Origin of the sequence: Halomonas sp. TG39a (genome assembly GCF_000744395.1) — a bacterium.
Classification (GTDB): domain Bacteria; phylum Pseudomonadota; class Gammaproteobacteria; order Pseudomonadales; family Halomonadaceae; genus Vreelandella; species Vreelandella ventosae_B.
In genome coordinates this window covers 2763486-2781706 of the sequence record NZ_JQLV01000001.1, presented here as the reverse complement: position 1 = coordinate 2781706, position 18221 = coordinate 2763486, and the positions used below count along the sequence as shown (strand labels likewise).

19 protein-coding genes are annotated in these 18221 nt (G+C 55.3%); 6 read left to right on the top strand and 13 right to left on the bottom strand.

Annotated elements, in window-relative coordinates:
* Positions 1 to 72 precede the first annotated feature (72 nt).
* The 5 genes from U738_RS12425 to U738_RS12405 form a co-directional block, all read right to left on the bottom strand.
* The gene (locus U738_RS12425) at positions 73 to 627 is read right to left on the bottom strand and encodes a zf-TFIIB domain-containing protein (RefSeq protein WP_035580924.1); all 555 of its coding nucleotides are present in this window, start codon (positions 625 to 627) and stop codon (positions 73 to 75) included.
* Positions 628 to 726: 99 nt separating this feature from the next.
* Complete coding sequence (locus U738_RS12420) at positions 727 to 2847, bottom strand: TonB-dependent siderophore receptor (RefSeq protein WP_035580921.1); 2121 nt, start codon at positions 2845 to 2847, stop codon at positions 727 to 729.
* A gap of 47 nt (positions 2848 to 2894) precedes the next feature.
* The gene (locus U738_RS12415; protein WP_035580918.1) at positions 2895 to 4025 is read right to left on the bottom strand and encodes an ABC transporter substrate-binding protein; all 1131 of its coding nucleotides are present in this window, start codon (positions 4023 to 4025) and stop codon (positions 2895 to 2897) included.
* A gap of 9 nt (positions 4026 to 4034) precedes the next feature.
* Positions 4035 to 4832 carry an ABC transporter ATP-binding protein gene (locus U738_RS12410; protein WP_035580915.1) on the bottom strand — a complete coding sequence of 266 codons (798 nt, stop codon included), beginning with the start codon at positions 4830 to 4832 and terminating at the stop codon, positions 4035 to 4037.
* Entirely contained in the window at positions 4829 to 5887 is a 1059-nt protein-coding gene (locus U738_RS12405; RefSeq protein ID WP_035580913.1) for a FecCD family ABC transporter permease, read from the bottom strand. The genes U738_RS12410 and U738_RS12405 overlap by 4 nt, the downstream gene beginning before the upstream one ends.
* A 294-nt stretch (positions 5888 to 6181) precedes the next feature.
* Here U738_RS12405 and U738_RS12400 point away from each other — a divergent pair, with 294 nt between their 5' ends.
* From U738_RS12400 to U738_RS12390, 3 genes are all read left to right on the top strand, one after another.
* The gene (locus U738_RS12400) at positions 6182 to 7234 is read left to right on the top strand and encodes a class I fructose-bisphosphate aldolase (RefSeq protein ID WP_035580910.1); all 1053 of its coding nucleotides are present in this window, start codon (positions 6182 to 6184) and stop codon (positions 7232 to 7234) included.
* Between the two features lie 202 nt (positions 7235 to 7436).
* Positions 7437 to 7898, top strand: coding sequence for an Hsp20/alpha crystallin family protein (locus tag U738_RS12395; protein ID WP_035580907.1), 462 nt, complete (start codon positions 7437 to 7439; stop codon positions 7896 to 7898).
* A 37-nt stretch (positions 7899 to 7935) separates the two neighbouring features.
* Positions 7936 to 8334, top strand: a complete 399-nt coding sequence (locus U738_RS12390; RefSeq protein WP_035580904.1) for an Hsp20/alpha crystallin family protein — start codon at positions 7936 to 7938, stop codon at positions 8332 to 8334.
* A gap of 80 nt (positions 8335 to 8414) precedes the next feature.
* Here the strand turns inward: U738_RS12390 and U738_RS12385 are convergent, their stop codons facing one another.
* A complete protein-coding gene (locus tag U738_RS12385) occupies positions 8415 to 9287 on the bottom strand; it encodes a PhzF family phenazine biosynthesis protein (protein WP_035580900.1) in 873 nt (290 codons plus the stop codon).
* Positions 9274 to 9486, bottom strand: a complete 213-nt coding sequence (locus U738_RS12380) for a DUF1127 domain-containing protein (protein WP_035580898.1) — start codon at positions 9484 to 9486, stop codon at positions 9274 to 9276. The genes U738_RS12385 and U738_RS12380 overlap by 14 nt, the downstream gene beginning before the upstream one ends.
* A 164-nt stretch (positions 9487 to 9650) precedes the next feature.
* On the opposite strand from U738_RS12380, the gene U738_RS12375 reads away from it, so the two are divergent.
* Both U738_RS12375 and U738_RS12370 read left to right on the top strand, forming a co-directional pair.
* Entirely contained in the window at positions 9651 to 11093 is a 1443-nt protein-coding gene (locus U738_RS12375) for an aminotransferase-like domain-containing protein (RefSeq protein ID WP_035580895.1), read from the top strand.
* A gap of 23 nt (positions 11094 to 11116) precedes the next feature.
* A complete protein-coding gene (locus U738_RS12370; RefSeq protein ID WP_035580893.1) occupies positions 11117 to 12076 on the top strand; it encodes a zinc-dependent alcohol dehydrogenase family protein in 960 nt (319 codons plus the stop codon).
* A 42-nt stretch (positions 12077 to 12118) separates the two neighbouring features.
* Here U738_RS12370 and U738_RS12365 read toward each other — a convergent pair whose 3' ends face one another.
* The 4 genes from U738_RS12365 to pdxR all read right to left on the bottom strand — a co-directional run bounded on the left by U738_RS12365 (position 12119) and on the right by pdxR (position 15852).
* Entirely contained in the window at positions 12119 to 12811 is a 693-nt protein-coding gene (locus U738_RS12365; RefSeq protein WP_035580890.1) for a uracil-DNA glycosylase family protein, read from the bottom strand.
* Between the two features lie 34 nt (positions 12812 to 12845).
* Positions 12846 to 13571, bottom strand: a complete 726-nt coding sequence (gene pcsA, locus U738_RS12360; protein ID WP_369333473.1) for a phosphatidylcholine synthase — start codon at positions 13569 to 13571, stop codon at positions 12846 to 12848.
* Between the two features lie 169 nt (positions 13572 to 13740).
* Positions 13741 to 14346: a DNA-3-methyladenine glycosylase I gene (locus U738_RS12355; protein ID WP_035580885.1), complete on the bottom strand. Its 606-nt coding sequence runs from the start codon at positions 14344 to 14346 to the stop codon at positions 13741 to 13743.
* Between the two features lie 9 nt (positions 14347 to 14355).
* Positions 14356 to 15852 (bottom strand): MocR-like pyridoxine biosynthesis transcription factor PdxR, encoded by a 1497-nt coding sequence (gene pdxR, locus U738_RS12350; protein ID WP_035583525.1) that lies wholly within the window; start codon positions 15850 to 15852, stop codon positions 14356 to 14358.
* A 92-nt stretch (positions 15853 to 15944) separates the two neighbouring features.
* Between pdxR and U738_RS12345 the strand changes: the two genes are divergently transcribed.
* The gene (locus U738_RS12345; RefSeq protein ID WP_035580883.1) at positions 15945 to 16394 is read left to right on the top strand and encodes a GNAT family N-acetyltransferase; all 450 of its coding nucleotides are present in this window, start codon (positions 15945 to 15947) and stop codon (positions 16392 to 16394) included.
* Positions 16395 to 16415: 21 nt separating this feature from the next.
* On the opposite strand, the gene U738_RS12340 is transcribed toward U738_RS12345, so the two are convergent.
* Both U738_RS12340 and codA read right to left on the bottom strand, forming a co-directional pair.
* Positions 16416 to 16892: a YbaK/EbsC family protein gene (locus tag U738_RS12340; RefSeq protein ID WP_035580882.1), complete on the bottom strand. Its 477-nt coding sequence runs from the start codon at positions 16890 to 16892 to the stop codon at positions 16416 to 16418.
* 64 nt (positions 16893 to 16956) lie between these two features.
* Positions 16957 to 18210 carry a cytosine deaminase gene (gene codA / locus U738_RS12335; RefSeq protein WP_035580880.1) on the bottom strand — a complete coding sequence of 418 codons (1254 nt, stop codon included), beginning with the start codon at positions 18208 to 18210 and terminating at the stop codon, positions 16957 to 16959.
* Positions 18211 to 18221 lie beyond the last annotated feature (11 nt).

Sequence of the window (18221 nt, the reverse complement as noted above, 5' to 3'; positions counted from 1 at the left end):
ATTGGAGATACTTAATTGTTAAAAATCAGCCGCTGGTTATCAGCGGCTGACTAATCATTTATCTAAAAGCACTCACTCAACAGCCGAGTAAGGGTTTTCTGCCATTAAGAAAGCGCGTAAGTCGGCTTTTTGAGAGTGGTTGTGCAGCCACTCACGCACGTCACAGGCCTTTTGGTAGTCAGCATCACCAAACTTGCTGCGATAGAGCTGCTCAAAGGTGTCACTGGTTTTTTCCTGACGTATCCGCTTTTGCCAGGAGTCTGTCAGTATGCTGTTAAGGTTACCCGCAAGCCCTTCGGCGATCAGCATTTCCCACTCGCCTTTATTCAGCCACACACCGCCTACACGAGCGCTATAGTCGATCCGATGAGCATTATCTTTGGCGATTCGAAACTTGCTCATAATGCCGCCGGTCACCGGGCAAATCAGTGCGCCTACCGTATCTTCCGCCTCAACGCTCTCGACACCAGTATCATCAAATACATGTTCGGGGTGACGTTCTTTCCAGCTAATGTAATCTTCAATCAAGATCCAGTTGCCGCCGCAGTTATTGCAAGTATGACTACGGAAAAGGGCATCAAGAAAGCTGGGGACTAAGTTCCCTTGCTGGCATGCGGTACATTTCATCGGCGCGTTCCTAGTGTTAAGTTCATGATATCTTTCTCATATATAAAAGTTGTCACAAAGATTAATTAAGAGCAAGTTGTTGCGCCGAGAAAATAATACTTAAAACCTTACCGACGCTAGAAGGCTAACTTCCAGCGGGTCGCCGACCACTACCCGCGTACTGCCTCCGCTGGAGGGATAGTAAGTAGTGTCGAACAGGTTCTTGGCGTTGAGCTGCAGGTGTAAGTTGTCGCCCAGCCAGGGGGTATCCCAGCCGATAAAGGTATCGGCGACGGTGTAGGCGTCTAACTGGAAGCTGTTGTCAGCGTCGCCTTCGCGCTCACCCACATAACGAACCCCGCCGCCCAGGCGCCAGTTGCCCAGTGCCGGGCTGGTATTCAGGTCGTGAGCCAAATAAAGGCTTGCGGTATGCCGTGCGGCGTTGGTCAGCCGGTTGCCCTGGGTGCCTTCGGTATCTTTGAGCACTTCGGTGTCTGTGTAGGCGTAAGCACCCAGTAGCGAAAGCTGATCGGTCAACTGGCCGGAAACCGTTAGCTCCACACCCTGTGAGCCCGCTTCGCCTACTGTGCGGGTGACGCCGTTGTCGGAAACAGCGACATTCTCTTTACGGATATCAAATAGCGCAGCGGCTAACGAGAACTGGTCGTTCCACAGGTGCTTCACACCAATTTCGCTGCCCATACTGTGCTCGGGATCCAACGTCTTACCGGTATCACTGTCGGCGCCATTGGGCACAAAAGCCTCGCTATAGCTGGCATAAACCGACGTATTCGGAGTCAGGCGATGCAGCAAACTGACCGAAGGCAGAAAAATATCGTCGCTGATATCGGTGGCGGTTACGAAGGGTCGGCCACGGCCACCAAACTGCTCGTAGTGGGTGTAGCGCCCGCCTAGCCCCAGCGTCCAGCGGTCATTGAAGTGCCAGCGGTCATTGAGATAAACGCCGGTCGTATTAATCTCATCCAAGCGGTTGCTTCGCGAGGTGTTAAGGCTATCGCTATCCAGATTTAGACCGCCGTAGCTCATCTCGTATACATTTTGGTCGGTGACCGCTGTACCGCGATACACCTCGGCCAGATAATCCCGCTGGCGTTCATGATCCACACCGATAGTGAGATCGTGGCGCATGCCTGCCAGGGTGGCGGTGCCGGTAGTATCCCAGGCGGTATATTGCACGCGGCGGTCAAAGCCGTAGTTAGCATCGGCACGGCGGGTTAGCGCGCCGGTGTCTTCATTCACACGCAGTACCCGCGGCTGACCATCGCTGTACTGGCGGCGGTTCCAGCCGTAGGTCAATCTTGTTGACCAGTCGTCGTTGATATCCTGTTCCCACCAGGCGGTGACGGCTTCGTCGTGACCGAATACCCGTGACCAGGATTCATCAAGGCGCTGCTTACGGGATATATTGGCGGGTTCGCCGTCAATGATCACCGTGCCGCGATCCAAGTCTAAGTCGTAGTCGCGATACTCATAGGAGATCTGCGCACGACTGTCGCTACCTTCCCAGCGCAGCGAAGGGGCAATAATCGTACGTCGATCATTGCCAAAAGCGCGTGAGGAGTCTTCATCTTCATGATGGACGATAAACCGGAAGGCCAGCCCGGTATCGGCAAGCGGGCCGGTGACATCCACGCTGGCATTGCCGCCGCCCAAGGAGGTGGCTTCGGCGCTGATTTCGCGCTGCCACTCGTACTCAGGGCGTTTGGTGACCAGATTGATCACCCCGCCAGGATCCTGCTGGCCTTGAAAGAGCGAGGCTGGCCCCTTGAGTACTTCGACATGGTCCACCGTTGCCATGGAGAAGGTGCCCCGGGGCTGGCGAATGCCGTCGATCAACGTCGAACCATCGCTGTTGCTGCCGAAACCGCGTTTGATAAAGCCGTCTTCGGTGCCACCCATATTGTTGCCTTCGGTGACCCCTGCGACCATCGCCATCGCCTCAGTGAGGCTGTCGATATTATGATCGGCCATCACCTGGGCGGTGACTGTCTCTACGGTGCGGGCTTCTTCCAGAAACGACACCGGCTGTTTGCTGGCCAAACTAGAACGCTGGGCACGATAACTCTGCGGGGCCACGTCAGTGAGGCGATCCGAAGTGACGATCAGTGTTTCTGAAACTGTTTCTGAAGTGATCTCGTTGGCTTGTTGCGCGAAGGCATAGGGCAGCGGGTTCAGCAGTAGCAGCGGCGAAAACAGTGCAATGGTTCGAGAGCGGAGCATGGGCGGTATCGATCCTTTTTGTCGTCAGTGGGTGGAATGAGCAAGCGTTATTGCGCGTTGAGTGCGCCCCAGAAATGTCCCTCGCGGCTTAGCGCTGGTGGGGCGGGCAGCAGCGCGTCGAAGGTAGCGGCCGGGTCGAGGTCGGCGAAGCGTTCGGGGTAGAGCCATTGGGCAATGCGTTCTAGTGCCACAATGGCAAAGGGGCCTTGGTGGAAGCCGTGCCAGAGCGCGTAGAACTGACCTTGCTGAACGGCGTCGAGATGCTGCCAGCCGGGCAGTTCGTGGCTAAGCGAGCGCAGGTCTTGGGCAATCTCCGCATCGCTAATCCCAAGTCCCACGCTGATGCCATCTCCTGCTGTCCATTGCCCCGCGGTATTGATCACGACCTCGGGCGGGTGGCTCAGTACCCACTCGTTGCTTAGCGTCGCCGATGCGCCAGGGGCTAAGGCATCGGCAATATTATCGCCGCCCGCCCGGGCCACTAAGTCGGCAAGTCCGTTGCGTAGATTGGTGCGGCAGCAGTCAACTTTCACCCCAGGGGCGACATTGATGAGGACGGTGGGTGGGGATGCAGGAAGGTCTGCCAAGCGCCGGTCGATACGCGCCAAGCGCTGCTCAATCAGGGCAATCATCGCGCTGGCCCTGGGCGTTGCGTTTAATACCTGGCCTAAAAGGGCAAGGCTTTTGGGCGTGTTCTCCAGCGGATGACGGTTAAAGTCGATAAACAGGTAGGCAATGCCCAATTCGTCCAGTAACTGCGCCAGGGGCGAGCCTTCCACGCTGCTAGCGCGTGAGAGATCAAACAGCACCAGGTCCGGGGCCAGATTCAGTAACGCTTCGCTATCGAGCAGAGGTGTCGGTGCGCTTGAGAGCGCTGGCAGTCGGTCTAGCGCAGGCCACTGGGAGGCAAAGCGTTGTGCCATGGCGGGGTCAAACACGGTAAGGGGATAAGCCCAGCCCGCCAAGCGTGGGGTCGGGTCATCCAGTAGCGTTGCCAAGGCATACAGCTGGCGCGGTTGGGTAAGAAATAGGCGAGTTGGCGGGGCTGAGAGCGTCACCTGACGGCCTGCTAAATCGGTGACGTGTTTAGGGAAGTTCCCCGGAGGCTCACCTGCCGGGCATGTGGCAGCGCTTAACAAACTCATCCAACACAGCAAATTAATAGCCAAGCGGCGCATGTCGGTCTCCTAGGGGGTGTTCGCAGAGAGATGACTGACGCGATCGCTTAGTACCACCGGACGCCCCAGCGAGCAGCGTTCGACCCGCGCCTCTACGCCATAGGCGGCGTGCAGTACGTCGGGGGTAATCACCGTGTGAGGGTCGCCGGCAGCCAGCAGACCGCCGTTGCCAAACAGCAGCACCTGGTCGCAGAAGCGCAGTGCCAGATTGATATCGTGGATAGCCATCAGGCATACCGCCTGACGCTCTGCAATCACTGCGCGCACGGTATCGATCAGTGCCAGCTGCCAGCGCAGATCCAGCGCGCTGGTGGGCTCATCCAACAGTAATAGCGCGGGCTGGCGGGCAATCGCCTGGGCCAGGCCCACCATCTGGCGCTGGCCACCGGAGAGTTCGCTCAACGGGCGCAGGGCGAGTGAACGAATGGCCAGGGCATCGAAAACGCGCTCGATTAATGCGTCTATTTCTGTACGGCTTAGGTCGGGGCGTACGGCACGGCAGGCGCTTAGCACAGCTTCGTAGGCCACTAACGTGGTGGCCTGAGGGAGCGTTTGCGGTAGATAGCTCACATGGCGCATCCGCGCGGCGCCGCTGAGGGTGGCGAGGTCGATATCATTAAGCTGCATTTGTCCGGTGGCTGGCTGTAAGCCCGCGATGGCCTTTAGCAGGGTCGATTTACCCACCGCATTGGGCCCCAGCACCGCGACCAGCGAACCGGGTGGCAGGGTGGGTAGATTTAGCTGCTCGAAGACGCGTCGTTTGCGGTAGCCCGTCGTGACGTTGCTGAGTGTAAAACCTGCCTTCATCGTGCTCGCCCCTGCAGCATGATCAACGCCATAAAGAAGGGAATGCCCACCAGCGAGGTCACCAGCCCCACCGGCAACACCAGCCCATCGACCAGCGTTTTACTGGCGATAGAAGCAAGTGAAAGCACCAGTGCACCGGCCAGGGCGCTGCCCGGCAGGTAGAAACGGTGATCTTCACCCAGCGCCAGCCGGGCCATATGTGGGCCCACCAGCCCAATAAAGCCAATGGTGCCCACAAACGCCACCGCGGCAGCAGCAAGTAGGCTCACTCTAAGCAGCGAGATAAGGCGCAACCGCTCAACCGCAATGCCGAAGCTGCGGGCGTGTTCATCGCCCGAACGCAGTGCCGTCATTGCCCAGGCGCTGCGCAGCGAGAAGGGCAGGCAAACGGCCAGCACCGCCGCCACAATGGCTACCGTCTCCCAGGAAGCGCGGGATAGGCTGCCCATCGTCCAGAAGACTAGTTGTTGTAAAGCATCAGGGCTGGCGATGAGCTGCAAAAGCGCGACCAGAGCGTTTAGTACAAAGACCAGCGCAATACCGAATAGCACGATAATCTCGCGGCTGGCCCCATAAAGGCGCGACAGCGCATTGATGGTCAAAATCGACGCCGCCGCAAACACAAACGCCATTAAGGCGGTGGCGTAGTGGGCATTTAAACCAAACAGGGTGAGGTTAAAAACAATCACCAGCGATGCCCCGAGCGTGGCCGCTGCGCCAACGCCCAGGGTAAATGGGCTGGCCAAGGGGTTATTCAGTACCGTTTGCATTTCCGCACCGGCCAGGCCCAGGGTGGCGCCTACTAGCACTGCCATTAGCGCCGCAGGCATACGGATTTCCCAGACAATGGCCTGCTGAATGGGCTCTTGGGCATGGGCATCCAACAGCAGCGCGATTAAATCAGTAAGCGGAATATGCGCTGGGCCGCTGGCGATATCAGCGAGCAGCGATATCGCTAACGCTATGGCTAACCCTGCGACAATCAGCAAACGGGTAACAATAAAGCGCCGATAGGTGGATGCCAACGGAGCAGCAAGCGGCGAAGAGGCGGGCATTGTGAAGGTATTTCCAGGTGAGAACGCAAAGTTAACAGGCTTAGTCTTGTTTGCGACTAAAACTCATTCGTGATTGTATTTTCATCCTTTAGTCGTAGTTTTGTCAACCGCAGTGAAACCTAGCGTCGCCTGATTGCTGTGCTGCTTCCTCTATGTTCTATTGAAGGAATAGGGTTCTATTGAAGGGCTAGGGTTCTGCTGAAGGAATAGGTTTTATTTAAGCGATAGACGCTATTGACGCAGTATTTGGCCTACACTTACCTTTTGTTACAGACAAGTATCAAGGAGTTCACCATGACCGATATAGCCGCTCTGCTAGGCAGTGACGCTGATAGTTTGCTTAACCACACTTGCCAGGGTGTTAGTCGTGAGGACTTGCATCTGCCGGGCCCGGATTTTATCGACCGTGTCATGGCTGATAGCGACCGCAGTCCAGCGGTATTACGCAATATGCAGAGCTTTTTTAACCATGGTCGCTTAGCGGGTACTGGCTATCTCAGCCTGTTGCCGGTGGATCAGGGGATTGAGCACTCGGCGGGCGCCTCCTTCGCGCCTAACCCGCGCTACTTCGACCCAGCTAATATCGTTGAACTGGCCCTCGAAGGGGGTTGCAACGGCGTCGCCTCGACGCTTGGAGTTCTCTCTTCCGTGGCGCGACGCTACGCCCACAAAATCCCGATGATGTTGAAGCTGAATCATAACGAGACCCTGAGTTACCCGGCGATATACGACCAGACGCTATTTGCCGATGTGGAGCAAGCCCACGATATGGGCTGCGTGGCGGTGGGGGCGACGATTTACTTTGGCTCCCATGAAAGTCGTCGGCAAATCATGGAGATCAGCGAGGCCTTTGAGCGGGCCCACCAGTTGGGTATGGTCACAGTGCTGTGGGCCTATCTGCGCAACCCGGCCTTCAAGCAGGATGGTACCGATTATCATGCCTCCGCCGACCTCACCAGCCAAGCCAACCACATGGCTGCAACCCTTAAAGCGGATATCGTCAAACAGAAACTGCCTGAGAATAACGGCGGCTACAAAGCGGTCGGTTTCGGGCATACCCACGATAACGTCTATAGCAAGCTGACGACGGATCACCCCATCGATCTGGCCCGCTACCAGGTCGCTAACTGCTTTATGGGTCGCGCGGGTTTGATTAACTCCGGCGGTGGCTCCAAAGGGCACTCCGATCTTGGCGAAGCGGTTCGCACGGCGGTGATCAATAAACGGGCTGGTGGTATGGGCTTGATCTCGGGGCGTAAGGCGTTCCAGAAACCGATACAGGAAGGCGTGGAGCTGCTGCATGCGATTCAGGATGTCTATCTCTCTACCGACGTTACGGTTGCTTGACCGCTGTGAGCATCGGTTTTTAAAGCGGCCTTAATGTGCTGTCCTTGGCAGGTTAAAAAGCCCAAAAAATTTGCCATCCAGGCCCTTGAAAATTGATTGACCGCTCCTATTTTGCAAACTGTAGAGGCTGCTTCGGTGGAGTGGATAAGAGGCCGCCTCTTATCTCAAGTCTCACAGTCTGCTTAACGTAGGAGTGTTCGATATGTTCGATGATCTCAAGCGTTTTGAAACCGGTTCGCCTCGACAGTTTGACTGGTTTAGTCAACTGCTGGACGGCTTCTTCCCCGACGGCAATGCGATGGATATTCGCGCGGTGCCGCGAGGTAGTTTCCCCATGATCAACGTGGCGCGTAGCGATGACACCGTGCGTGTCTACGTGTTTGCGGCAGGGCTGGCACCTTCGGATCTCACTATTGATGTTCAAGATAATGTGCTGACGCTGCGTGGCAAGCGTGATGCTGTAACGGGAAGCAATGAGGATGGCAGCTCGCGCCCGATATTTCGCCGTGAGCGCGCCAGCGGTGAGTTCGTAAGGGCGATTGCGCTCCCCGACGGTTTAGATGCCGAGCGGGCTGAGGCCCGCCATGCCCATGGGGTGTTTGAGATCGTGCTGCCTAAGCGTGAAGAGCTCAAGCCGCGACGTATTGATGTTCAGGCGGCGTAAATCATGTTTGTTAACCTTGAATAAGGAGGAATAAATCATGAATAACGTTGTTCGTTCATCCAACCACTCCCCGCTTTTACAGCGTGGTGAGGAGCAACATTCTCAAGAAACCCTGCTGCCAGCGGTGGATATTATTGAGGAGTCTAACGCGCTCAAACTGGTGGCGGATATGCCCGGCGTGACTAATGAAACGCTGAAAATAGAGCTCGACAACAATGTGCTGAGCTTGGAGGGTGAGATAGCGCTGAGTATGCCCGAAGGGCTGAGCGCGCTGCACGCCGAGGTTCGCGGCCAGCGTTTTGCGCGGCGTTTTAACCTCAGTCACGAAGTGGACAGCGATGCCATTAGCGCCACTCTCGTCAACGGCGTATTGACGCTAACGCTGCCCAAGAAAGATAGCCACCGCACACGCCGTATCGAAGTGCAGGCGGCCTGAGGCCTGGCCTCCGAGTAAAAACTGAGCAAAAAGCCGAGTGTCCGCAAAATGGCGGGCACTCTTTTTTGTGAGGCGGTTGGCTATCGTTCCAGGTAAAACTCGCCTTTGCCCACCACTTTTGCATTACCGCCCACCGTCACAAGGCCGGGCTTGATCTCGCCATTGGCGGCGGTATGGATAACGCTGGGCCGCCCCATTTCAACACCCTGATGAATCTTGCAGTGCAAGGCGTCTGGCTGCAGTGACGCCAGGTAGCCCGTCAACGCTGCGGCGGCGCTACCGGTAGCGGGGTCTTCGCAGATACTGGCGTGCATACAGAACATGCGACTGCGAACCACCGTCTCTGCCCCGTCGTGTTGTTCAATCACATACAGGTAAATCTGCTCTGCACTGCTAGGCACAACAGCACTCGCCCAGGTGGTGGTTGAGATGTGTACGCTCTCTAACGCTGCCACGTCAGTTAATTCAATTAAATGAAAGGGCAGTCCGAAGGAAGCAATTACCGGATCACCCATTACCTGGTGAATGTCTAGTCCAAGTAGTTCAACGGCAGTGATACGGTCAATCGTGCTGTCTTTCAATATTGCGGGCTGGGCGGTGGTAAACGTCGCTCTTCCGTGGTCATAACTAACCGCCAGTTCGCCGATAGGGGGTTGTAGCACAACGCCTTGTTCGCGGTTTACTAGTCTCAGTTCCGCGAGCAAATGCGCGGTACCTACCGTGGGGTGGCCTGCAAAAGGCAGCTCGCGTGTCGGCGTGAAAATCCGCATCGAGTAGTGATTTGGGCCAGTGGCGGCGCTCAAAAACACCGTTTCGGCCAGGTTAAGCTCATTAGCCAGCGCTTGCATGGTACTGGCTGCCAACCCATCAGCCTCTAGAAAAACGGCCAATGGGTTGCCAGTAAACGGCTGGTCGGTAAAGACGTCGAGTAGGTAATACTCAGCGGTTTTCATAAGGCCCCTTATCTAGTGGTGTATGCTTCCAAAACGCTTTATGTCCCTCTTTGAGCGCCTGTGTACGGTCAATGCCGATATCGTCAAGTAGCCTGTCATCAAGCGCCAGTAACTGGCGGCGACTACGGCGGTAGTGACGGTACTGACGCAGTTGAGATCTTAGCTGATAGCGAAGCTGGGTGAGGCTGAAGCGTGGCATGGCTAATCCTCCGTGTTATATGCCCAACCAGATTACTCAGTGCTATCATTTGAATACAGATATAGAGTTTAATGTTTTTAGAATACAGAAGGGCGTGTTATGCCTCTGTATGGCCGATGTGGAGGTCATCTGTATCGTTATCAGGCTGCATTAGGATGAGTGTCATGACGCGCTATGAAGAAGTCGCCAGCATTTTGCGGGAGCGTATCGAGCACGGTATTTACCGTGTGGGCGATCGCCTGCCGTCTATTCGCGCGGTGTGCCAGGAACTGGACGTTAGCATTTCGACGGCCCAGGAGGCTTACCGCCAACTGATGGACGTGGCGTTGATCGAGTCTCGACCAAAATCGGGCTACTTCGTGCTACCTAGCCGCGTACCATCGGTGCTGCCGTCGGTCTCACGCCCCGCACAGCGCCCGCTGGATATTTCCCAATGGGATCAAGTGTTGGAGCTGGTAGCGACACACCGCGATGAGAGTCGACTTCTTTTAGGGCGTGGCGCGCCAAATGTAGAGTATGAATCGCTACGTCCGCTGTCGAAAATTCTTGCAGGCCTACATCGCAGTCATGACCTTGTTGGGTTTAATTACGACAAACTGAGTGGTCGACTTGAGCTTCGTCAACAGGTAGCCCGGTTGGCCATCGCTTCCGGCTGTTTGCTGCACCCAGACGACATCATGGTAACTACGGGCTGCCAGGAAGCGCTATCCATCTCGCTGCGCACGCTAACCCAGCCAGGTGATGTAGTCGCCATTGATTCGCCGAGCTTTTACGGCACCATGCAAATCCTTAAAGCCAACGGCTTAAAAGCACTGGAAATTCCCACCGACCCGCAAACGGGCATCAGCCTGGAAGCCCTGGAACTAGCGTTAGAGCAGTGGCCAATCCGTGCGATACAGGTCACGCCTACCTACAACAATCCGCTAGGCTATACCATGCCAGAAGCGCGCAAGCGGGCGCTGTTTCAGCTCGCCCAACGCTTCGATGTGGCCATTATCGAAGACGATATCTACGGCGATTTATCATTTACCCTGCCCAGGCCGCGCACCATTAAATCCTTCGATGACGATGGGCGCGTGATGCTGTGCAGTGGCTTTTCCAAAACGGTGGGGCCAGGTCTTCGGGTGGGCTGGCTGGCCCCGGGCCGCTATCGTGATCAGGCAATGCATATGAAGTACGTCTCCACCGGCGCCTCGGCGACGTTGCCGCAGCTAGCAGTAGCGGAGTTCGTCGCCAAAGGGCACTACGAGCGTCACCTTCGCTACGCCACCCGCCAGTATCAGCGCCAAAGGGATATCATGATCAGTTGGGTACAGCGCTACTTCCCCAAGGGTGCAGGCATTAGCTACCCACAAGGCAGTTTTTTGCTATGGGTGGAGCTCCCCGCCGCCGTGGACTGTGTGCGCCTCAATGAGCGCTTGGTCCTGCATGCCATTCATGTGGCACCGGGCTCGCTGTTTTCAGCCTCGGGCAAGTTCCGTCAGTGCCTGCGTCTGAGCTATGCCTTTACGTTAACGCCCGCGATTGAAGCGGCTGTACGTACGGTGGGTGAGCTGGCTACTGAGATGGTAGAGGAAGCGCAGGCGCATGAGGTGGGTATCACCTAGTTCATTCTTCATTCGAGGTACTCATGCGTCGTCATGCTCTCACCTATCGATCGTTCGGAAAGCCGCTTGAAAAATTGAGCATGGAGACAACTGACGTTCCAAGCAGGGCCAAAGGCAAGCTCAGGGTGAGGATGTTGTGTGCCCCAGTTAATCCGTCTGATTTGATTCCCATCACAGGTGCCTACTCTCATCGTATAAAGCTCCCCGCTGTCGCTGGGTACGAAGGGGTTGGCCGGGTCATTGAGGCCCCGCGAAAATACGCCTACTTGATCGGAAAGCGAGTTCTCCCATTACGAGGCGATGGCACTTGGCAGACCATTTTGGATTGTGATCCTGCTCTCGCAGTGCCCGTCCCAGATGCCATTCCTGATGTGGTCGCAGCACGTGCCTACATTAACCCTTTAGCTGCCCTAACAATACTTGAGACTTGGCCTGTAAAGGGGAAGCGTGTTCTTCTAAGTGGAGCTGGGTCGAATTGCGCTGATTATCTTGGAGCATGGGCATATCAGCACGGCGCCAGGGAAGTTGCTGGCATATACCGCTCCGAGAGTCGAGTTGCCCGCCTGGAACAGCTCGGTATCAAACCGGTGTCGATTCGAGATGCGTCGAAGATCTCGGATGTTGCGCGGGAGTCTGAGTTGGTATTTGATTCTTTGGGCGGCCCAGTGGCATCGAATATCCTGCAGTTAATGGCGCCTAACGCGATGTTTATTGCCTATGGATTATTGACCGGGCAGGCCATTCAGTTGGATACCAAACCTAGGGCTCACTATAGAAGGTTTCATCTACGCGACAGTTTAGCCAGGATGTCTGCCGAGGCTTGGCAGCATAAGTTCTCCCATATCTGGCGACTTTTGAGCCAGGCAGGTATGCCTAATTATCAAGTATTTCCTAGCCAAGGCTGGCGGCAAGCTGTCGAAAGGGCGCTTTGCCCAAGCGGCCAGAAGGTGCTTCTGGACTTCACTCTACACTTGCATGATTAGCGTCCAACCTTAGCGTTCGCCTTAAAGAGGGTGGGCGCGTCTTTATAGCGTGAGGTTGTCTGGACGCACATCCAACTGCTCTAGACGCTGCTGTAATAGACCTGGGAAACGAGCATACCAGTTCTGGTTGAGCGGAGAGGGGTGAGGAAGCGGATAAAGGGTAAAGGTCTCTGCCTCGCCCCGATCATCCTCCAGCGTCACTTCGATACTGCTTTCAAAGCGATCCTCGCGCTTCCAGAAGGTTTCCAGGCGTGCGCGTTCCTCTTTTGAGCGGCCGATACCAAACCACAGGAAGGCTTCGCGTCCTAACGTAATGAGGGTTCGTCCTTCCCAGCGGGAGATCAGAACCTCGTTCACCAGGCCGTGGAAGTGGCGTTTGACCTTCATCGACCACGCCTTGTTGCCGACGGGCTTGTAGGGCACGGTATTGATCCAGAAAAAGTGCTCGCCTACGGCTTTTGATGCTACGAAATCCGGCATTTTCTCATCATAAAGGTGCTCATACAGCGCCTTTCTGACCAATTGCCCACCAGCGCCGATAAAGGGTTCGCCATGGCGTACCTCATCGCGCCCTGGGTCGCGCCCGAAAAAGCCAATGCGCAGATTGCGTTGCCCAAGACCGATGATCGGCTCTAGGGGACCGCGCTCAAAGCGCTTGTAGACCTCGACATCGATTCCTTCGATTTCTGCCGCCAGTGCTCTGAATTTTTCCTGTTGCCTTGGGGTCAGTGACATCTTCCATGCTCCTTGCTGCAGCCGTTCGGCTGGTTCAATCAAACCACTCTTGCGCCGTACGCCATAGACACATGCCGGCGAAGTAAGCAGAGGCAATGCCCCATCCCCATAGTGCCCAGGCGGCGTGCTCAGGACTGGAAAGTATCAGTGATGCAGCACACACGCACCATAGCAGTGTGACTGCGATATTGAGTGGCATGAACAGGCGCACGCGAAAGGGGTGCAGGAACTTCATTTTAGTCACGGTGAGAATGGCTAAAACGACGATAGCGGCAAAGGTGATAAAAGGCGGTAAATCAAGAATATAAAAATAAGCGGCGGTGATGTTCCAAGCAGCAGGAAAGCCAACGAAGTAGTTGTCTTGGCTTTTCATATCGACGTTGCAGAAACAGAACATTGATGACAGCAGAACAATGAACACTGATGGCAGTGCTAAATAGGGCGGTAGTTCAATAAAGTAGTAGATAAAAAGGGCGGGAATAAAGGCCCAGGTCAGGTAATCAATCACCATATCAAGGGTCGAACCATCGAAATGGGGCAGTATCATTTTTACTTCATACTTGCGCGCCAGCGTGCCATCGATACCATCAATCATCATCGCAGCACCCAGCCATAGGAGGCAGGCGACAGGATTATTGTCGACCAGTGCAAGCAGCGCCATTGTACCGAGCAGCACACCGCTGGCGGTGAATATATGCACACTCCAAGCTTTACATCGTGAGGCGCGGGATTCTGTAGGTGAAGAGAACGATTGAACCACGTTGACCCCATTGGGAACGTGTTGTCCCCTTGCTGTTCGGTTTATTGATAAGTGCTTAAAGAACCATACCTTACTACAGGAAGATGCCCAGATAATACGCAGGTAGGTCATCTGTCTATGGCGTCTTTTGCCAAGCATGCAAGAAGTATAGTGCCTTACCCCTTTTTTGTTACACCGGTCGCTGAAACCGCTGTCTTGCCTGTTCGACCCGATCGCGGGTGATGCAACTTAGCGAGTGATCATTAAGTAGCCCCATTGCCTGCATAAAGGCAAAAGCGGTCGTTGGGCCAACGAATTTCCAGCCGCGCTTTTTCAACTCTTTGGAAAGTGCGATGGATTCAGGCGAGGTGGTCTGGGTTTGCGGCGCGGCGATTGAATCGGCGCCTGGCTCGTAACGCCAGAAGAAGGCGGCCAGCGAGCCTTCCTGTTCCACCATTGCTTGCGCCCGCTGGGCATTATTAATGACGGCTTCGATTTTACCCCGGTGGCGAATAATACCCGCGTCGTGTAGCAAGCGTTGCACGTCATCTTCGCTAAAGTGGGCAACCTGATGAAAATCGAAGTGGTGAAATGCAGTGCGGAAGTTCTCGCGTTTATTGAGAATAGTGCGCCAGCTCAAGCCCGACTGAAAACTCTCTAAGCAAAGCTTCTCAAATAGCCGCTGATCATTGTCTACTGGAAAGCCCCACTCGTTATCGTGGTAGGGAAGAAACTCAGGCGCGCCGCCACACCATTGGCAGCGAGGGTGACTATCGGGGGCAATAAAATCGGGCATTGAGCGCTCCTAAATGTGTGGTCTGAGATGTTGGTGGCTTAAGCTTAACCATGTATCGCAAAGCCACTCGCCTGCAGCTAAAAGCTCGGTTTCTGTTGAGCCCGCATAGCCGAGCACTAACCCTGGGCGCTTGTTCTCGGAAAGGTAATAGCGTGAAAGTGGAGAAAGCGTGATGCCCGCTTCACTGGCGTGTTTAACGAGCATCCCCTCTTCCTCAATAGTATCGAGTTCAGCTAAAAGATGCATACCCGCATGGCCGTCAGAAAGCTTAAGCCCGTTGGCTACCGCAGGTGTTAACGCGGTGCGTAAGCAGGCTTGGCGCTGGCGATAAGCGGCCCGCATACGGGTGATGTGGCGAGTAAAATGCCCGCTGGTAATAAATTCTGCAAGCGCCGATTGGACGGGATAGTTACCTTCACGGTGCAGTCGGGCATGGGCACGTCTGAAGTCGTGGGCAAGTGTATCAGGCAGCACCAAATAGCCTAAGCGTAAGCCGGGATAGAGCACTTTACTAAAGGTACCGACATAAATAACCGATGCCTGTTCGGCAAGACCCTGTAGAGACGGCGTTGGTGGCGTGTCGTAACGAAATTCGCTGTCGTAATCGTCTTCAATGATCCAACTACCAGCGTAAGAAGCATACTCAAGTAACGCCAGTCGCCTGGGGACTGGCATGGTAACGCCGCTGGGATATTGGTGGGAGGGTGTCACGTAAATTAGCCGAGGTGCTGGCGCCTTCTCAGGGGCAAGTGACGGGTTTAACCCTTCTTTATCGACGGGGATGGGCGTTACCGTTAATCCTGACGCCAGAAAACAGGCCTGGGCGCCGCCGTAACCCGGCTCCTCCATCCAAACCGAATCCCCATGATCGGTGAGTAGTTGAGTAATCAGTTCAAACGCCTGCTGGGCGCCTTGGGTAATCACAATCTGTTCTGGTTGGCAGCGCACCGCGCGGGAGAGTCTTAGATAGTCACAAAGAGCCGCTTTGAGTACAGGTAGACCACCGCTGGTTTGATAATCCATCCATGCCATTTCCGCGTGATAATAGTGACGCCGTAAAAGGCGCTGCCACTGCTCGCGGGGAAACAGGTCGAGCGCCGGGACGCCTGGGGCAAAGGCGCGATGGTCGTGGCTCAACGTTCCGCTTAGTGTTAATAGCTTGTTACCCCGGCTTGAGTAGCGAACAGGCAAAGGTGGCGGAAGCTCTGCTCGGGTTAACAGCGCGGGGAGGTTCGCCACATAGAGTCCTGCTCCCTGGCGGGCAATCAGTAACCCTTCCGCCAGTAGCCGATCCATGGTGGCCAGCACCGTATTACGGCTGATACCCAAAGCGCGAGCCAAGTAGCGGGAAGAGGGAAGCGCATCGCCAGCCGTCAGCTCACCGTGCTGAATCCACTCCTTAAGCGAGCAGTAAAGCTGCTGAACCAGCGTGGTGGCATCATGTGGGTTTAGCCTTAGCGCTAGCGCCTCCGCAATCCAGTCGCTGGCAGCGTCACGTCTTTTCACTGGTTCCCTCAATTTGGCGATAAGTGGCTCTTTATCATAGACCACTATAGCGGCAAGCTTTGTTGAATCACCACCCAAATGGAGCAGTCCTTATGGTTAACGTTCGTTCGGCAGTACTCAATGACTTGGAACCACTTAGTGGTTTACTCGATGGCTATCGTCAGTTTTATAAGCAACCGAGTGATATTCAGGCGGCGCGTGATTTTTTCGAGCAGCGCATGGGGCTAGGGGATTCATTCATTCTGGTTAGCGAGAGCAGTGAAGGTGCGCTCACTGGGTTTGTGCAGCTCTACCCTGGGGTTTCCACGGTGGGGTTAAATGCGCGCTGGACGCTAAACGATCTCTTCGTGTTGCCGGAGTGTCGCGATAAAGGCACCGGAAGGGCATTGATGGAAGCCGCCACCCAGCTTGCCCATGATCACGGCGTTGCACGTTTGATATTAATGACGCAGGTAGAGAACGAACGCGCCCAACACCTTTATGAATCACTGGGCTGGCAGCGTAACACCGCTTTTTACGGCTATTTACTGGACGTTAAATAATAAAAGGTTATAGATGCGTGCTTAAGTGGCATTTTCTGGCAACTTACACACATCCACCCACTCGGCATTGACCAGTTCGGCTAGGCGCTTTGGGCTTAGGCGCACGGCGCTGGTGGGTGAGCCTGCGGCGGGTAGCACTTCGTCATAGGCGTGGAGCGATTCATCGCAGTAAACCGGCAGGTCGGTGGCGAGGCCAAAGGGACAAACGCCGCCGATGGGGTGGCTGGTGAGTTCCATCACCGTCTCGGCGTCGAGCATTTTGGCCTTGCCGCCGAAGGTATCGCGAATTTTGCGATTGTCGATACGCGCATCGCCGCTGGCCACAATGAGTAGCGGCTTTTCACCGACTTTGAATGCCAGGGTTTTGGCAATTTGCCCTGGTGCTACGCCATGGGCATCAGCGGCCAATTGCACCGTTGCGGTGCTGGTTTCAAGCTTCTCAATTTTCACATCCGGTGCATGCTCGGCAAAAAACTGGCGAACGGTTTCGATGCCCATCGTGGCCTTCCTTAGTCGGTAACTTTGGTCGATTAAATGATTAATCTAACGTGCTTTTAGTGCTTTAGCCAAGCCACTGTGGCGTAGTGATCTTGCTCGGCTCACGCTGCATGATGATCTCGCCGTGGCGTACGGAAAGCAGCACTTCGCCCTGATTGCGCAGCACGCTGTAATCATCCTCGCCCTCCAACAGGTTGAAGCTGGCGGGTTTGCCGACCTCAATGCCATAACGCTCTTCAATATTGAGCGTGCGGGCGCTGTTATCGGTAATTAGTGAAAGCGCCTGGCTGAAATCTTGGTAGCCCATCATTTGGCAGATATGCAGGCCAAAATCCAGCGTGCGCAGCAGCTTGCCGTTACCCAAGGAGTACCAGGGATCGAAGATGGAGTCCTCGGCAAAGCAGACGTTAATGCCTGCTGCATTTAGCTCCTTAACACGCGTCACGCCGCGCCGCTTGGGGTAAGTGTCAAAGCGCCCCTGCAGGTGGATGCTTTCGGTAGGGCAGGAGACAAAGTTAATACCCGAGCGTTTTAGCAGCAGAAACAGCTTGGAGCAGTAGGCGTTGTCGTAGGAGTGCATCGCCGTGGTGTGGCTGGCGGTAACGCGACTGCCCAGATCGTTGAACAGTGCTTCACAGGCCAACACTTCGAGAAAGCGCGAGTTGGGATCGTCGATTTCATCGCAGTGTACGTCCACCAAACGGTCATACTTGATCGCCAGCTCGATCACCCGCTTCATGGAGGCCACGCCCAGCTCGCGGGTGTATTCAAAGTGAGGAATGCCACCGACCACGTCGGCGCCGATTTCCAGTGCTTCTTCCAGTAGTTTATCGCCACCTGGGTAGGAGAGCAGGCCATCCTGAGGGAAGGCGACCACCTGAATATCTATTTTATCCTTCAATTCATCGCGCAAGGCGCACAGGGTTTTGATGCCGATGAGGCTGGGGTCGCTGGTATCGGCGTGGGTGCGCACAAACTGAACGCCGTTGCCGATTAGCAGGTTTAGGGTTTTAAGCGTGCGCTCGCGAATATCCGCTTCGGTGAGCATGGACTTGCGTTCACCCCAGCGCTCAATGCCTTCAAACAGCGTGCCACTCTGGTTCCAGCTTGGCTCACCTGCCGTAAGGGCGGCGTCCAAATGGATATGGGGCTCAATAAACGGCGCACAAACGAGCTTGGCGCCCGCATCAATCTGGCCATTGCTCGCGGTTAGCGGCGCGTCCTGGGCGGTAATCGCTGTAAATTCGCCGTTCTCAATCTCAATACGGTAAAGCTCGGGGCGTTGGCGTAGGCGGGCGTTGATAATTTGCATGCTCATATAAAACAGGG

Coding starts and splice junctions, on each gene's coding strand:
- U738_RS12425 (WP_035580924.1), bottom strand. CDS start 627: ATGAAATGTACCGCATGCCAGCAAGGGAACTTAGTCCCCAGCTTTCTT.
- U738_RS12420 (WP_035580921.1), bottom strand. CDS start 2,847: ATGCTCCGCTCTCGAACCATTGCACTGTTTTCGCCGCTGCTACTGCTG.
- U738_RS12415 (WP_035580918.1), bottom strand. CDS start 4,025: ATGCGCCGCTTGGCTATTAATTTGCTGTGTTGGATGAGTTTGTTAAGC.
- U738_RS12410 (WP_035580915.1), bottom strand. CDS start 4,832: ATGAAGGCAGGTTTTACACTCAGCAACGTCACGACGGGCTACCGCAAA.
- U738_RS12405 (WP_035580913.1), bottom strand. CDS start 5,887: ATGCCCGCCTCTTCGCCGCTTGCTGCTCCGTTGGCATCCACCTATCGG.
- U738_RS12400 (WP_035580910.1), top strand. CDS start 6,182: ATGACCGATATAGCCGCTCTGCTAGGCAGTGACGCTGATAGTTTGCTT.
- U738_RS12395 (WP_035580907.1), top strand. CDS start 7,437: ATGTTCGATGATCTCAAGCGTTTTGAAACCGGTTCGCCTCGACAGTTT.
- U738_RS12390 (WP_035580904.1), top strand. CDS start 7,936: ATGAATAACGTTGTTCGTTCATCCAACCACTCCCCGCTTTTACAGCGT.
- U738_RS12385 (WP_035580900.1), bottom strand. CDS start 9,287: ATGAAAACCGCTGAGTATTACCTACTCGACGTCTTTACCGACCAGCCG.
- U738_RS12380 (WP_035580898.1), bottom strand. CDS start 9,486: ATGCCACGCTTCAGCCTCACCCAGCTTCGCTATCAGCTAAGATCTCAA.
- U738_RS12375 (WP_035580895.1), top strand. CDS start 9,651: ATGACGCGCTATGAAGAAGTCGCCAGCATTTTGCGGGAGCGTATCGAG.
- U738_RS12370 (WP_035580893.1), top strand. CDS start 11,117: ATGCGTCGTCATGCTCTCACCTATCGATCGTTCGGAAAGCCGCTTGAA.
- U738_RS12365 (WP_035580890.1), bottom strand. CDS start 12,811: ATGTCACTGACCCCAAGGCAACAGGAAAAATTCAGAGCACTGGCGGCA.
- U738_RS12355 (WP_035580885.1), bottom strand. CDS start 14,346: ATGCCCGATTTTATTGCCCCCGATAGTCACCCTCGCTGCCAATGGTGT.
- U738_RS12345 (WP_035580883.1), top strand. CDS start 15,945: ATGGTTAACGTTCGTTCGGCAGTACTCAATGACTTGGAACCACTTAGT.
- U738_RS12340 (WP_035580882.1), bottom strand. CDS start 16,892: ATGGGCATCGAAACCGTTCGCCAGTTTTTTGCCGAGCATGCACCGGAT.
- codA (WP_035580880.1), bottom strand. CDS start 18,210: ATGAGCATGCAAATTATCAACGCCCGCCTACGCCAACGCCCCGAGCTT.